The sequence below is a fragment of the Nonomuraea sp. NPDC050478 genome, from assembly GCF_044458265.1.
Taxonomy (GTDB): Bacteria; Actinomycetota; Actinomycetes; order Streptosporangiales; family Streptosporangiaceae; genus Nonomuraea; species Nonomuraea ferruginea.
In genome coordinates, this window is sequence record NZ_JBITHT010000006.1 from 341,071 (window position 1) to 355,495 (window position 14,425).

Below are 14,425 nucleotides of genomic sequence, written 5' to 3' on the forward strand. Positions count from 1 at the left end.
CGCGTACGAGGAAGCAGGCGTACGAGGAAGCGGGCGGCTCAGGCCCGGCGGCGGCGCAGGGCCCACAGCGCCGTGCCGACGGCGAACATGACCAGCCCGGCCACCACCGACGCCACCGGCAGGGTGGCGGCGAGCAGGAGGCAGAGCGCCAGCCCGAGCACCGGCACCGCCTTCGGCGGCGCGCCCTCGTCGGGGCGCAGGGTCAGGGCGGCGGCGTTCGCGATCGCGTAGTAGACGAGCACCCCGAAGGACGAGAACCCGATCGCCTCCCGCAGGTCGGCGACGAGCACGAGCACCACCACGGCCGCACCCACCGCCAGTTCGGCCCGGCGCGGCGCCTGGTGGACGGGGTCGACGGCGGCGAGCGCGCCGGGCAGGTCGCGCTCGCGGGCCATGGCGAGCACCGTGCGCGAGACGCCGAGCAGCAGCGCGAGCAGCGCGCCGAGCGCCGCCACCGCCGCGCCGGCCCGCACCACCGGCTCCAGCCACAGCGCACCGGCCATCTTCACCACGTCCACCAGCGGCTCGGCGGACTGGGCGAGCATCCCCGGCCCGAGCGTGTCCAGCGCGGCCACGGCGACCAGCGCGTACACCACCAGCGTGAGGCCGAGCGCGACGCCGATGGCGCGCGGGATCGTCCGGCCGGGGTCGCGGACCTCCTCCCCCAGCGTGGCGATGCGGGCGTATCCGGCGAACGCGAAGAACAGCAGACCGGCCCCCTGGAGCACGCCCCACCCGGTCACCTCGGGATCGAGGAACATGCGGAGGCCCGGCGGCTGGTCGTACGCGGGACCGGCGAGCAGGTCCGGCAGGAACGCCGCCGCCACGACGGCGGCCAGCACCAGCAGCACGAACCCGACCATGATCCGCGCCGCCCCCGCCGACCGCCGCACCCCGAACAGGTTGAGTGCCGTCAGCACGACGACCGCGCCGACGGCCAGCGGCCTGGCCAGGCCGGGCGCGGCGTACGCGCCGAAGGTCAGCGCCATGGCCGCGCAGGAGGCCGTCTTGCCGACGGTGAACCCCCACCCCGCGAGGTAGCCCCAGAAGGTTCCCAGCCTGCGCCGCCCGTACACGTAGGTCCCGCCCGACTCCGGGTGGCGGGCCGCCAGGCGGGCGGAGGAGGTGGCGTTGCAGTAGGCCACGACGGCGGCCAGCCCGAGCGCGGCGAGCAGCCACGACCCGGCGGCCCCGGCCGCAGGCGCGAACACGGCGAACACCCCGGCCCCTACCATCGCGCTCAATCCCACGACGACCGCGTCACCGGTGCCCAGTCGCCTGGCCAGCCCTTCGCCCACGCACCCCTCCCTCACCGTCCGGCGCACTCTGCCGCATCGGACCGGCGCGATCAACCCACGGCGGGAGAACAGCGGCTGAACAGCGTGCTATTCGGCGGGTCTCGGGCCCGGCACGACCAGCACCGGCCGGCCCGCGTGGTGCAGCACCCGGTCCGAGGTGCTGCCGAGCAGCAGCGACCGCACCCCGCCGAGCCCGCGGGTGCCGGTCACGATCAGCTCGGCGTCGAGCTCGTCGGCCACGTCCACGATGGTCGCCCACACGGCCGGCGCGTCCGGCTCACAGCGCGGACGTGCCTCCAGCCCCGCCGCGCGCGCCCGCTCGGTCCCCTGTCCGGCCAGCTCGGTCATGGCCCGCTGGATCGCCTCCTCCTCGGCGGGCGAGGTGTCCACGACCATCACCAGGCCGGCGGAGGCCCGCGCGGTGGTCATCGCCAGCCGCTCCCACACGGTCAGCACCACGGCGTCCCGGCCGGGGAACATCTTCCCGCAGCACTCGATGGCCGCCTTGGCGTCGTCGGATCCGTCGTACGCGATCAGAATCGTCATGCCCGTCCTCTACCGAAAGGCGGGGCGATTACGCCAGGGCCGGGGCCGTCGAGCGGCGGGCGGGCCGCCCCGGCGTCGACAGGCCGGCCAGCGCCAGCACGCCCAGCTCGGTGATCACCACGGTGCGCTGGATCAGCCCGGCCGGGAAGTCCTCGTTCTCCAGCGGGATGCCGAACATCCGCACCGCGTACGGGATCACGACCATCACCAGCGCGCCCAGGGCCACCATGCTGAGCACCCGCACCCATCCGGCGTACCGGATCCGCGCCCTGGCCAGCAGCAGTCCGGCCAGCGGCATCACCAGGAACGCGACGAAGGCGGCATAGCGGTGGACAGCACCCGAGAAGGACAGCGGCAGCCCGGGCGCGTCGGTCGGGAAGGCGCCGACCAGGAACATGCTCGCTCCCCACACGGCCAGCAGCGCCACCACCCACCGGTCCGCGCCGGACCGGCGCAGCGCCTCGGCGATCAGGGCCGCGCCCGCCGCGAAGAGAGTCAGCGACAGCGGCAGCAGCCAGCCGGCCGCCTGGAAGGCGTACTCGCTGATGACGGTGTGCATCGGGTCGAGCCCCGCCTCGGCGTGCAGGGCGACCATGGTGCCGGTGCCGGTGCCGATGGCCGTGAATCCGCTGGCAAGCAATCCCTTCATGCTTCCAACGTCGTGGCACGCGGCCTCGCGGAGTATCGGAGAAGAGCCCCAGCGCTCCCTGGTCGATCCCTTAGTACTTAGGTCGGATCACCCCCTAAGACCCTGCCCTGACCTGCGAGGACCCGACCCTGGGTAGGGCGGGCCCGATCAGGGAGGGTGGGGCGGACGTCAGCGCGGCGCGTCGAAGTAGACGCGGACGACGGTCGCTCCCGCGCGGGTGTGGACCCGGACCAGATCGCTGAGCAGGTTGACGATGAGCAGCCCGCGCGAGCCCGCCACCTGCGGGTCGACCGGCCTGCGCCCGGCCAGCGGGTCGGCGATGTGGCCGGCGTCGCTGACCTCGCAGACCAGGCGGCCGCCCTCGCGCCACACCCGGATGAGACCGGCGCCGCCGCCGTGGTCGAGGCTGTTGGCGCCAAGCTCGGCGACCACCAGGCGGACGTCGTCGAGCCGGTGGCCGCCGAACCCCATCTCGGCCGCCGCGGTGGCGGCGAGGCCGCGGGCGGCGGCCAGGTTGTCGTGGTCGAAGCGGAGTGAGACGAAGTCGTCGGGGTCGGCGAGCGGCCGGTTGTGGCCGTCGACGACGAGCCGCGGGGCGTAGCTGCCGCTCGGCCGCTCGCCGGCGGCGTCGAGCAGCACCGGGTGGGTGAGCTCCGCCTCGCGGAGCACCTCGGCGGTGAGCCCCTCGGCGTCGTACGGGCACAGGATCGTGACGTCGCGGCCCTCGAACGCGAAGTTGATCAGCGCCTCGTGCTGGGCGCACGCGGGGTATTCGGTGTCGGTCCGGTCAGGCCAGATCGGCTCGCCGACGATGCGGACGTGGGCGTCGCGGTGGCGGTCGGCGAAGTCGAGCAGCACGCCGGGGATGATGCGGCCGGGGTTGCGGCCCTCCCGGTTCATGTCGAGCATGAGGACACGGGCGGCGTCGGCGCCCAGCTCCCGCTCCAGCAGCTTCAGCTTGGGACCGGGCACCGCGACGGCGACGGGCTCACCGGCCGCCAGGCCCTCGCGCACGAAGGCCGTGACGGCAGCCGTGTATTCCCGGTCGCCTCTGTAGAAGAGGGCCGGGTGAGAGAAGGATTCGGCCAGCATCGTGATTCAAGCTACCCGGAATTGACGACTTCAAGGCACCTCGTTGGGGGTACCCCCTCAGTGTGAAGAGATACCGGGTCGTCCGGCGACCCCGCCAGCCGCGTCCAGCGTTCTCCCTGGATCTGCGCACCCCATCCGGCCGCCAACTCCCGTTCTAGGTTTCCGATCCCTATGCTCGGAGTATGTCGGAATTGCGGATGCGCGCCTCGGACGCGGACCGGGAGCGCATCACCCAGCAGCTGCAGCAGGCGTTCACCGAGGGTCGGCTCGACCAGTTCGAGCTGGAGGAGCGCCTGGAGAGGGCGTTGAGCGCCAAGGTCTACGGAGATCTGGTCGCCCTGGTCGACGACCTGCCCGCGGCGGCGGCCGGGCCGGCGCGCGACGAGGTGACCCTGGAGAGCACGCACGACAGCATCCGGCGCACCGGCGACTGGGCGGTCCCGCGACGGCTGCGGATCGCCTCCAAGCACGGCGCCGTCCACCTCGACTTCACCGAGGCCGTGGTTCCGCACCGGGTGGTCGAGGTCGCGTTCGACCTGAAGTACGGAGCGGCCAAGATCGTGCTGCCACCGGGCGCGTCGGCGGACATCGACGGGTTCCGCAGCGACTGGGGCAGCACGAGCGTCGCGGACGTGCCGGGCCGCCAGCAGCCCGGCGCCCTTCACCTGGTGATCGTCGGGCAGAGCAAGTACGGCGGCCTGACCGTGCGCTATCCGCGCAAGCGCTGGTTCACCCAGTCGTGAAAGGCGGAGATGTGGTGCTCGCTCGGCACCAGCACGCCTCCTGACCGGTAGGCCCGCGAGTACATCCCGGGCTGGGTCCGCTCGCAGGCGTCGAAGTCCTGCTCGTTGACCCGGTGGAACAGCTCGACCGACAGCGACAGGTCGGCTCCCGAGGCCACCACGTCGGGGTGGTAGAGCCAGTCGCACTCCACGACCGTGCGGTCCACGGCCATCGGGAACATCCGGTGCACGATGACGTGGTCGGGCACCAGGTTGACGAACACCTGCGGCTTGACGGTGATCGCGTAGTAGCGCCGGTCCTGCTCGGCGGAGACGTCGGGCAGCTTGCCGAAGCCGGGGCTGCCGTCGACGGTGAAGCCCTGCACGCGCTCGGCGAACTCGGCGCCGTGGCCCACGTAGTACTGGGCGGCGTATCCGCCGGCGAACTCGGGCAGCACGGCCGTGAGCTCGGGGTGGATGGTCGCGCAGTGGTAGCACTCCATGAAGTTCTCGACGATCAGCTTCCAGTTGGCCCGCACGTCGTAGCGGATGCGGCGGCCGAGGGCGAGCTTGTCGGTCTGGTAGTGCTCGATGGCGGCCGGGTCGCCGAGCCGTTCCGTGGCCGCGTGCATCACCGTGTCCTCGAACGAGGGCGGCTGGTCGGCGAGGCAGACCCAGGCGTAGCCGAGCCACTCGCGCAGGGCCACCGGGACCAGGCCGTACTCGACGCGGTCCACGTCGGGCATCTTGACCAGGTTGGGCGCTGCGGCCAGGCGGCCGTCGAGGTCGTAGGCCCAGGCGTGGTACGGGCACTTGAGCGTGCGCTTGACCTCGCCCGTCTCCTCCACGCAGAGCCGGGCGCCGCGGTGCCTGCAGACGTTCAGGAACGCGCGCAGCTCCCCGTCCCGGCCCCGGACCACGATCACGCTCTCCCTGCCGACCTGGACGGTCCTGAACGCCCCGGGTCTGGCGAGTTCGTCCGAACGGAGCGCGCAGAACCACAGGACCTCGAAGATCCTGGCCTGTTCCGCCACGAACAGCGCCGGGTCGGTGTAGGAGCGTCCGGGCAGCGTGGAGATCAGACTCGATGTGCTGGTCAAGGGACACTCCTTGTTGCGTAATACGCACCGAGTTGCTCTATATGCGACATATTCGGGTCGGCCTCGGGGCGTGTCAAGAGGCATCCGGGGCGGCGCGCGCCGGGGCTGGTCACGGCGTTCCACACTGGCTGTCACCATGGTCGTTAGCGCGGTGCAAGCGACCGTCAAGAACGCGCTTCTACTGTCCGTTCGTCCCTGAACCTACGAAAGGCACAACCATGACACCCCCTCGCCGTCGCCTGGCCCTCGCGGTCGCGACGTTCGCGTTCGCAGGTATGACGATCACCGGCTGCGGCGCCCTGAGCCAGGCGGTCGACTGCAACACCGCCGCCGCGGAAGTCACCACGATCATGAACGAGTTCAACACCACGGCCGCGTCGGCCGCGACGGACCCGAAGGCGCTGGAGACCGCGGGCAAGGAGGCCGGCGCCAAGGTGAAGACGCTGGCCGGCAACTACGACGGCGAGGTCGGCGCCGCGCTCAACGACCTCGCCACCGGCCTGGAAGGCATCAAGATCGACGGCTCCGACCCGGCGGGCTCGATGGAGTCGGTCAGCAAGCTGCAGGGCTTCATCACCAAGATCCAGCAGGCCTGCAGCTGATCAGAGAACGGTCCCGGGGGCAGTCGCCGACCGCCCCCGGTCGCGTCACGTAGGGGTGGCCGCGTTGGGAGAGGCGAGCCGGGCGGCTATCGCCCGCTCCCAGGACCCGAGGAAGTCCGCGTAGCCGTCGGCGAACCCGCGCAGCTCGCGGGCCCCCTGCGGGGACAGCGCCGTCAGCTCGTACGTGACCTCGACCGTCGTGCCGCCGTGACCGTCGTCGACGGCGGTGACCGTCACCGTGCCGGCCCGCGAGCCGGGGGTCACCCTCGCGTAGCTGATGCGGTGGCCCTCCTGCCGGTCGGCCACCACCCAGATCGTGCGCTCGCCGTGGGAGTCGGTCTCGAAGACGGTGCCGGGCCGCGAGTCGTCGGGGGCGGGGACGGGGAAGCGGGGCCGCCAGCCCTTGATCCACTCCTCCTCGCCCCGCGGGGTGAACAGGCGCAGCGCCTCCGGCGGCGGCAGCGGGACCGGCACGTGCCCGGTCAGCGTGCAGTGCCCGTCGCTCACCGGTCGACCAGCTTGTGGGCGTCGTCGGCGGTGAGCGTCAGACCGTAGACGGACTTGAGCTGGGCGATCTTGCCGAGGGTCTCGTCGGAGAACGGCGCGCGGCCTTCGAAGGCGTGCAGCGTGATGCCCTCGACCAGGTCGCCGAGTGACATGTCGAGATATTCGGCCAGCCCCTTGAGGACCTTCAACAGGTTCTTCTCCACTCTCAGGCCGGTCTGCGTCCGCTCGGTTGGTACCACGGTACCAAGATAACACCGTCAGGCGCGGCCGGCCGCCTCCGCGTACGCCCGGTCGAAGCCGGCGAGCACCGTGGGCCAGGAGCCCGCCGCGGGCGGGTTGGCCCGGTTGTGGCGGGTGATCCGCTCCCGCAGCCCACGGTCCTCGCAGAGCCGCGCCACGGCCTCGGCCACCGCGCCGGGATCGCGGCCGAGCAGGCCCTCCGTGCCGTGCTCGACGAAGTCGGCCACCCCGCTCTGCGTCCGCGCGACCACCGGCAGCCCGGCGGTCCTGGCCTCCAGCGCGGCGATGCCGAACGACTCGCGCGGCGCCGGCGCCACGAACACGTCGGCCGACTCCAGCACCTTCGCGATGCGCTCCCTGCTGTAGCGGCCGGGCAGCGACACCCATCCGCTCATGCCGCGCCTGGCCAGATAGCGCTCCATGGCCGGCCTGGCCGGGCCGTCGCCGACCACCGTGGCGCGCAGCGGGATCGCCGCGGGCACCCGCGCCCTCGCCTTCTCCAGGATCCGCAGCAGGCCCACCGGCTGCTTGCGCGGGGCCAGCCGGCCGACCGCCACCACGTGAACCTCGTCACGCGGCTCGGGCCCGCCGCCTCCGGGAAAAAGCCGCCAGCCGGACAGGTCGAGGCCGTTGGACACCACCCGCACCGGCACCCCCGGCCCGGCCACCCGCCGGATGGGCACCGCCGCCGCGTTGCTGACCGTGGTGGCCACCAGGCCCCACCGCTGCCACCCGTACACGAGCCCCAGGAGGCGGTAGAGCGCCCGCGTGACGGGGTCCCACATGCTGTGGACGGTCACCACGCACGGCAGCCCGCGGCGCACCGCGGCGCGCACCCCCATCCACGCGAACGGCGAGACCGCCCCCATGTGCACGTGCACCACGTCGGGCCTGGACAGCGCCAGCCGTCTGGTGAGATGGCTCACCCCGCGCGGGTGGACCGGCAGGTCGAACGGCATCCTGGCGGCGACGCGGTGCACCCCGTCGAGCGGCTCCCCCCGGGTGGCGGTGGCCACCTCGACGGCGTGGCCGGACTCGCGCTGCATCCGCACGAGATCGGCGACCTGCACCTCGATGCCCCCGAGCCGCGGGAGGTAACAGTCGCTCACGTGAAAGATCCGCACCTCTCCCAGACTAATCTGGGGCCTGTGCCTCCACGTACCGCAGTCTTCTTCCACGCCCACCCCGACGACGAGGCCCTGCTGACGGCGGGCACGATGGCGATGCTGGCGGCCGAGGGGCACCGCGTGGTGCTCGTGGTGGCCACCGCCGGCGAGCGCGGCCTGGCCGACATGGATCCCGGCGAGGCGCTCGGCGAGACCCGGATGAAAGAGCTCTACCAGTCGGCCGCGGTGCTCGGCTGCGCCCGCGTGGAGTGCCTGGGCTACGGCGACTCGGGGCTGAGCCCGCAGGGCGGCGTCGCCGACGAGCGCCCCGACAACGCGTTCATCGACGCCGACACCGAGAAGGCCGCCGGCGCGCTCGCCGCGATCCTCCGCGAGGAGGAGGCCGACCTGCTCACCATCTACGACCCGGCCGGCGGCTACGGCCACCCCGACCACGTGCAGGTCCACCGGGTGGGCAGGCGGGCGGCGGAGATCGCCGGCACGCCGATCGTCCTGGAGGCCACGGTCAACCGCGACCCGCTGCTGCGGCTGCTGCGGATGGCGGGCAAGGTCTACCGGTTCCCGCCGGAGTTCGACGTGCGCACCTTCGAAAGCGCCTACTCGGCCGGCGAGACCATCACCCACCGGGTCAACGTGCGCCGCTACGCGCGGCAGAAGCGGGCCGCGATGGCCGCGCACGTGTCCCAGGCCTCCGGCGGCGACAGCGACCGCACGCTCGCCGTGATGCTCAAGGTGCCGGGCCCGCTCTACCGCCTGGTCTTCGGCACCGAGTGGTACGTCCGGCGCGACCTGCCGCCGGGCACCCGGGTGCGTCATCCCTTCGACCCGGGGCCGAAATAGTCCCCCAGATGGACCCGGCCACGCCGCGCAGCCGCCAGACTGGGAGCCGATGAAGAACAAGTGGCTGCAGATCACGCTGTCCGCCCTCTCGCTGGGCCTGGCAGTGGTGCTCGTGGTCTACCTGCCGCAGATCGTGCACACCCTGACCGGCAAGCACGTCTCGTGGCGGGAGATCTGGGCCGTCTTCGGCTCGCTCGGCGCCGGCACCATCGCGCTGATGACCGGGCTGTGGCTGCTCAGCCTGCTGGCGTACACGTTCGTGCTGACGGGATCCCTGCCGGGGCTGGGGCGCCTGCAGGCGCTCACGCTCAACGCGGCGGGCAGCGCGGTGAGCAACCTGCTGCCGTTCGGCGGCGCCGCCGGGGTCGCGCTGACATTCGCGATGGCCAGGGGGTGGGGCTTCCACAGCCGCTCGATCGTGGTCATGACGCTGGTCAGCGGCGTGTGGAACACCCTGTTCAGGTTCGTCCTGCCGGCCGTCGGCATCATCGCCCTGCTGATCGCGGGCCGGGTGCCCAACCCGACGGTGGCCAACGCGGGCTGGGCGGGCGCGGTGTCGATCCTGGTCCTCGTCACGGTGGTGGCCGTGGCGCTCTACTGGGACCGCGCCGCGGCCGTGCTGGGCCGGGGCCTCGACTCCCTCGTACGGCTGATCCGGCTGCGGGTGCGGCCGTCGGAGGCGTTCCACCGGCTGCGGGCCGACACCGCAGACGTCATCAGGACCCGGTGGCCGCCGTTGACCGCCGGCATGGTCGCGTTCCTGGTCCTGCAGGGGGCGATCATGGTGGCCTGCCTCGTCGCCACCGGCGCCTACCCGGGCCCGGCCGAGTCGATCGCGGTCTTCGCGCTGTCGCGGGTGCTGACGACCGCGCTGATCACGCCCAGCGGGGCGGGCATCATGGAGGCGGGCGTGGTGGTGCTGCTCACCAGCGCGTTCGGCGTGCCGCTCGCTCCCGCGACGGCCGCCGCACTGCTTTTCGGCTTCTGGACTTACACTATCGAGATCCCGTTCGGTGGCCTCGCGCTCGGGGCGTGGGCGCTTCTGCGTAGGCGCGACAGGCGTGGCGCCGCCGCGGAGCCCCCGTCCACGATCTCGAAGGCCCCCAGGTGACGATCAGAAACATAACGCTCGATTATCAACCCCGGGCCTTGTGCGTGATTCGGAAGCCCGCATAGCGTGGCGGCTGAAATGGTGGCGTTCCGAGTTCTGGGGCCAGTCGAGGCGTACGCACACGACGACGAACTCGACCTCGGCGGGTTGCGGCAGCGGGCCGTCCTCGCCCGGCTCCTCGTGGCCAGGGGTCAGGTCGTGCCCGTTGACACCCTGCTCTACGACCTGTGGGACGACGACACGGCCAAGGGCGCCCAGTCCGGCCTGCAGGTCTACATCTCGCGGCTGCGCCGCGTGCTGGAGCCCGGCCGCCCGCGCGGCGGGCCCAACCGGCTGCTGGTGACGGTGGCCTCCGGCTACGCGCTGCGGGTGGCGCCCGACCAGGTCGACGCGCTGCGGTTCGAGCAGCTCGTGCGCGCGGCGGGCGAGCACCTGGAGGAGGGCGACCCCCAGTCGGCGCGCGGCCGTCTGGAGAAGTCGCTCGGCCTGTGGCGCGGCACCCCCTACTCCGACTTCGCCGACCAGACGTGGGCCGAGGCCGAGGTCAACCGGCTCGCCGAGCTGCGGCTGGTGGCCCGCGAGCGGCACGCCGACACCGGCCTGCGCCTGGGCCTGCCCTCCGAGACCGTGCCCGACCTGGAGGCGCTGACCACCGAACACCCGCTGCGCGAGGAGGGCTGGCGGCTGCTGGCGCTCGGCCTCTACCGCTGCGGCAGGCAGGGCGACGCGCTGGCCGCGCTGCGTAGGGCGCGCGGCATCCTCGCCGACGAGCTGGGCATCGACCCCGGCCCGGCGCTGCGCAAGCTGGAGTCCGACATCCTGGCCCAGTCGCCCGAGCTCGACCTGACCCCGCCGCCGCGCCCGTCCAGGCCGGTCCCGGCGGCCGACACCTGGCCGCCCCGCCCGGCCACGCCCGTCGAGCCGCCGCCGCTGGAGCCTGAGCCGTTCGTCGGCCGCGACGCCGAGCTGTCCAGGCTGACCACGGCCGCCGCCCGTACCGGCCGCTTCCAGGTGGCGATCGTCACCGGCGTCGCCGGCGCCGGCAAGACCACGCTGCTCCGCCAGCTCCAGGGCAGGCTCACCGCCGACGGCTGGATGACCTCGTCGGGCGCCTGCCCCGACTCCAGCGCCACCCCGCCCGGCTGGGCCTGGGTGGAGATCCTGCGCACGCTGGTCCGCGTGACCGGCGCGGGCGAGTACGCCCAGTTACTCGCGCCGCTGCTCGACGACGCCGCCCCCGACCCCGACGACGACGAGGTGTCGGGCGGCTTCCGGCTGCACCGCGCCGTCGGCGGCTACCTGGCGGGCGTGGCGAGCCGCTCGCCCGTCCTGCTCACGCTGGAGGACCTCCACTGGGCCGACGACCAGACGCTCGCATTGCTGCGCGCGCTGCCCAGCCTGCTGGCCACCAGCCGGGTGCTGCTCGTGGTCACCTGCCGCGAGAGCGAGCTCGACGACAACCAGGCCGACGTGCTCGCCGCCCTGGCCCGGCTCGGGCCGCTGCGGGTGAGCCTGTCCGGGCTCGACCCGAAGGCCGTGGCCCAGCTCGTGCGCGCCACCTGCGTGCGCGAGATCGAGGACGACGCGGTCGAGTCGATCGTGGAGCGCACCGCGGGCAACCCGTTCTTCGTGCGCGAGACCGTACGCCTGCTCGACGCCGAGGGCGCGGCCGACCGGGCCAGCGCGGCGGAGGTGCTGTCGCAGGTGCCGTCCGGGGTGCGCGACGTGCTGCGGCGGCGCATCTCCCGGCTGCCCGCCGGGGCGCAGCAGATCCTGCTGCAGGCCGCGGTGATCGGCCGCGACGTGGACGTGGACGTGCTGGTCGACGTGGCCGGCGACGAGGACGCGGTGGTCGAGGCGGTCGAGGCCGCGCTGCTGGCGGGGCTGGTGACCGAGCCGGGTCCCGGCATGCTCCGGTTCGACCACGACCTGGTGCGCGACACGATCTACTCCGACGCCTCGCGGCTGCGCCGCACCCGGCTGCACGCCGCCGTGGCGGCGGTGATCGAGCGGCGCGCCCCGTCCGACGTGGCGGCGCTGGCCCATCACTACTACCTGGCCGACGCCGCCGACAAGGCGGTCCACTACGCCGGGCTGGCGGCCGAGCAGGCCGAGCGGCGCTTCGCCCACCGCGAGGCGGCCACGCTGTGGGAGCAGGCCACCGCCGCGTTCGACCGCACCGGCGGCGACACCAAGCAGCGCCTGCAGCTCATGCTCCGCCGCATCAAGGCGCTGGCGCTGTGCGGCGACATGACGGCGGCCCGGGTGCTGCGGCGCGAGGCGATGGACGCCGCGCTGCCGCTCGGCGACCTGGAGCTGACGGCCCGGGTGGCCGCGTCGCTGGCGGTGCCGCACAAGGGCATGGCCCGCGACTTCACCCGCACCGCCTGGGAGATCGTCGACATCACCGAGCGGGCGCTGTCGGAGCTGCCGGAGGGCGAGCAGTCGCTGCGCGCCAGCCTGCTCACCACGCTGGCGCTGGAGCTGGAGGGCTCCTCCTCGCCCGAGCGGGGCCGCCAGGCGTCGCTGGAGGCGCTGGAGGTGGCCCGGCAGAGCGGCGACCCGGCGCTGATCGCGGTCGCGCTGAGCGCGCGGCTGCGGCAGTCCTACGACATCCCCGCGGTCGACACCCGCGAGAGCATCGGCCGTGAGCTGCTGCAGGTCGCCCAGCGTTCGGGGCAGATCGCCACCCAGGCGCTGGCCCACCTGGTGCTGCTGGAGTGCGCGGCCGCGCGCGGCGAGTTCGCGGCGGCCGACGAGCACGCCGCCGCCGCCGACCAGCTCGCCCGCCAGTACGACCTGCCGGCCCCCGCCGCGGTGCACGCGTGGTACGTCGGGCTGCGGCGCATGATCGCCGGCGACTACCCGGCGGCCGAGCACGCCTACCGCGACGCGGCCCGGCTGACCGCCAGGGCGGGCATGCTGGAGGGCCGCCAGGACCTGCCGCTGATCACCGCGTTCTGCCTCCACCTGGTCGACGGGCGGGCCGCCGAGATGGTCGACCTGCTGGCCGAGGCCCACCAGCGCGGCGCCAAGTGGACCCTCGACGCCTACGCGCTGGCGCTGGCCTCGGCGGGTCACCTGGCCGACGCCAAGGCCGTCGCCGCGGTGCGCCCGCCGGTGCGGCCCGACTTCCTGTACGAGCTCGCCATGACGTGGCGGGCGCTGGCCGGGATGCTCCTCGACGACCGGGAGCGGATGGTCGACTGCTACGACAAGCTCAAGCCGTTCGCCGACCGGGTCGCGGGCGCCGGCACCGGCGTGGTGGCGCTGTGGCCGGTGGCGCTGACGCTCGGCGACCTGGCGATCCGGGTGGGCCAGCCCGAGGCCGCCCGCGACCACTACCTCAAGGCGCTGGAGGTGGCCAGGCGGGTGGGCGTGCCGCGATGGGTGGAGGCGGCGCAGCGCTCGGTCAGCAACTCACCTGGAAACGGTCGCTCTTGACGGTCTTGGCGCCCTCGACGGCCAGCTCGACGCGATACCAGCCGGGGTTGCCGGAGACCGTGGCCTCCCACTCGGCCGTCCCGCGCGCCCCGGCGAAGCCGGAGTAGTCGACGAAGTAGGTCCGCCAGGTCTTGGCCGACGGGCTCCAGCGGGCCAGCTTCCAGCTGTAGGAGACGGTCCGGCCCGGGTCCGGGTTGACCAGGAGGGTGCGGGCCACGTACGGCTTCAGGCAGCCGGGCCCGGCGGGCAGCGCGCTGACGGTGACGGTGCCGGCGGCGAGCGCCCGCGCGGTCAGGGCTGTGGTGACCGGCGTCTCCTCGGCCGACAGGCTCACGGCGGTCGGCGCGGGGGCCTCGGCGGAGCTCGCGATACCGTAGGCCGACAGGCCCGCGTACGCGGCGGTGAAGGCCAGGGCCGCCACCACGAACTTGGCCGCGTTCGCCGTACCACTGGCCAGCACCGCTCCGCTTCTCGTCGCCATGGTCACCACCTCTTTCGCTCACCCTCAGGTCTACTGGGAGGTGGTTGACCACGACTTGCAGCCCGATATGGCAGTCGTTTGCAAGGTGAAATAAGGTAAGCCTGACCTAACGATTGGGGGTGTGGAGTTCGCCATGAGGCACCTCCCGCTCGCGATGCCGGCGCCGACGGACCCGTTCTGGCTGGGCCTGCCCTATTGGCTGGTGGGCGTCATCCTGATGATCGCCCTTTTCGTGGTGTTCCAGGTCTACTACTGGGCCGGCCGCCGGCTGGGCGAGAAGCTGTACGAGTCCCGCGTCGGCGAGCGGATGGGCCGGGAGCGGATCGCCAGGATCGAGCGGACGGTCGAGAAGTGGGGGGCGCTCGCCGTCTACGGCTGTTTCTGGGTGCCCATGCTGCGTCACACGCTGCCGTGGGTGGCGGGGGCACTGCGGGTTTCGTATCCCTGGTACGTGGTGGCCAGCGCGCTCGGGTGCATGACCTGGGCGCCGCTGTGGTGGTTCGGCGGCATGGTCGCGCTGTGGGCGTGGCTGCGGCTCGCCTACCAGTCGCCGATCACGGCCGCGCTGGTGGCGGTGGCCGTCGTGGCGGCGGTGGCGGTCTATGTCGCCCGGCGGCGCAAGAAAAGGGCGCAGCGGGAGGAAACACTCCCGGCCTGACCGTCCCG

15 protein-coding genes are annotated in these 14,425 nt (G+C 73.1%); 6 read left to right on the forward strand and 9 right to left on the reverse strand.

What is annotated here, in order from left to right; translation table 11 throughout:
• Positions 1-38: 38 nt before the first annotated feature.
• From ACIBF7_RS30685 to ACIBF7_RS30700, 4 genes are all read right to left on the reverse strand, one after another.
• Positions 39-1,298 carry an APC family permease gene (locus tag ACIBF7_RS30685; protein ID WP_397198722.1) on the reverse strand — a complete coding sequence of 420 codons (1,260 nt, stop codon included), beginning with the start codon at positions 1,296-1,298 and terminating at the stop codon, positions 39-41.
• Positions 1,299-1,385: 87 nt separating this feature from the next.
• Entirely contained in the window at positions 1,386-1,844 is a 459-nt protein-coding gene (locus ACIBF7_RS30690; RefSeq protein ID WP_148029680.1) for a universal stress protein, read from the reverse strand.
• Between the two features lie 28 nt (positions 1,845-1,872).
• Positions 1,873-2,493: a DUF998 domain-containing protein gene (locus ACIBF7_RS30695; protein WP_397198723.1), complete on the reverse strand. Its 621-nt coding sequence runs from the start codon at positions 2,491-2,493 to the stop codon at positions 1,873-1,875.
• 168 nt (positions 2,494-2,661) lie between these two features.
• Positions 2,662-3,585 carry an anti-sigma factor RsbA family regulatory protein gene (locus tag ACIBF7_RS30700; RefSeq protein WP_397198724.1) on the reverse strand — a complete coding sequence of 308 codons (924 nt, stop codon included), beginning with the start codon at positions 3,583-3,585 and terminating at the stop codon, positions 2,662-2,664.
• 182 nt (positions 3,586-3,767) lie between these two features.
• Between ACIBF7_RS30700 and ACIBF7_RS30705 the strand changes: the two genes are divergently transcribed.
• Positions 3,768-4,328: a DUF1707 domain-containing protein gene (locus tag ACIBF7_RS30705; RefSeq protein ID WP_246639423.1), complete on the forward strand. Its 561-nt coding sequence runs from the start codon at positions 3,768-3,770 to the stop codon at positions 4,326-4,328.
• Here ACIBF7_RS30705 and ACIBF7_RS30710 read toward each other — a convergent pair.
• Entirely contained in the window at positions 4,295-5,407 is a 1,113-nt protein-coding gene (locus tag ACIBF7_RS30710; RefSeq protein ID WP_261808350.1) for an aromatic ring-hydroxylating dioxygenase subunit alpha, read from the reverse strand. The two genes, ACIBF7_RS30705 and ACIBF7_RS30710, sit on opposite strands and share 34 nt — an antisense overlap.
• A 218-nt stretch (positions 5,408-5,625) precedes the next feature.
• Between ACIBF7_RS30710 and ACIBF7_RS30715 the strand changes: the two genes are divergently transcribed.
• The gene (locus ACIBF7_RS30715) at positions 5,626-6,009 is read left to right on the forward strand and encodes a hypothetical protein (RefSeq protein ID WP_148029677.1); all 384 of its coding nucleotides are present in this window, start codon (positions 5,626-5,628) and stop codon (positions 6,007-6,009) included.
• Between the two features lie 45 nt (positions 6,010-6,054).
• Here ACIBF7_RS30715 and ACIBF7_RS30720 read toward each other — a convergent pair whose 3' ends face one another.
• The 3 genes from ACIBF7_RS30720 to ACIBF7_RS30730 are packed head-to-tail and all read right to left on the reverse strand — an operon-like array spanning position 6,055 to position 7,880.
• Positions 6,055-6,516, reverse strand: a complete 462-nt coding sequence (locus ACIBF7_RS30720; protein ID WP_148029676.1) for an SRPBCC family protein — start codon at positions 6,514-6,516, stop codon at positions 6,055-6,057.
• Positions 6,513-6,755, reverse strand: coding sequence for a hypothetical protein (locus ACIBF7_RS30725; protein WP_148029675.1), 243 nt, complete (start codon positions 6,753-6,755; stop codon positions 6,513-6,515). The genes ACIBF7_RS30720 and ACIBF7_RS30725 overlap by 4 nt, the downstream gene beginning before the upstream one ends.
• A gap of 18 nt (positions 6,756-6,773) precedes the next feature.
• Positions 6,774-7,880: a glycosyltransferase family 4 protein gene (locus tag ACIBF7_RS30730; RefSeq protein ID WP_187280981.1), complete on the reverse strand. Its 1,107-nt coding sequence runs from the start codon at positions 7,878-7,880 to the stop codon at positions 6,774-6,776.
• Between the two features lie 24 nt (positions 7,881-7,904).
• On the opposite strand from ACIBF7_RS30730, the gene ACIBF7_RS30735 reads away from it, so the two are divergent.
• The 3 genes from ACIBF7_RS30735 (at position 7,905) to ACIBF7_RS30745 (ending at position 13,278) form a co-directional block, all read left to right on the forward strand.
• Entirely contained in the window at positions 7,905-8,723 is an 819-nt protein-coding gene (locus tag ACIBF7_RS30735) for a PIG-L deacetylase family protein (protein WP_148029674.1), read from the forward strand.
• Between the two features lie 49 nt (positions 8,724-8,772).
• Entirely contained in the window at positions 8,773-9,834 is a 1,062-nt protein-coding gene (locus ACIBF7_RS30740) for a lysylphosphatidylglycerol synthase domain-containing protein (RefSeq protein ID WP_148029673.1), read from the forward strand.
• 78 nt (positions 9,835-9,912) lie between these two features.
• Complete coding sequence (locus tag ACIBF7_RS30745) at positions 9,913-13,278, forward strand: BTAD domain-containing putative transcriptional regulator (protein WP_148029672.1); 3,366 nt, start codon at positions 9,913-9,915, stop codon at positions 13,276-13,278.
• Here the strand turns inward: ACIBF7_RS30745 and ACIBF7_RS30750 are convergent.
• Positions 13,247-13,759 carry a hypothetical protein gene (locus ACIBF7_RS30750; RefSeq protein ID WP_397198725.1) on the reverse strand — a complete coding sequence of 171 codons (513 nt, stop codon included), beginning with the start codon at positions 13,757-13,759 and terminating at the stop codon, positions 13,247-13,249. The genes ACIBF7_RS30745 and ACIBF7_RS30750 overlap by 32 nt on opposite strands.
• Positions 13,760-13,892: 133 nt before the next feature.
• On the opposite strand from ACIBF7_RS30750, the gene ACIBF7_RS30755 reads away from it, so the two are divergent.
• Positions 13,893-14,417, forward strand: coding sequence for a DedA family protein (locus ACIBF7_RS30755; RefSeq protein ID WP_148029670.1), 525 nt, complete (start codon positions 13,893-13,895; stop codon positions 14,415-14,417).
• Positions 14,418-14,425: the final 8 nt, after the last annotated feature.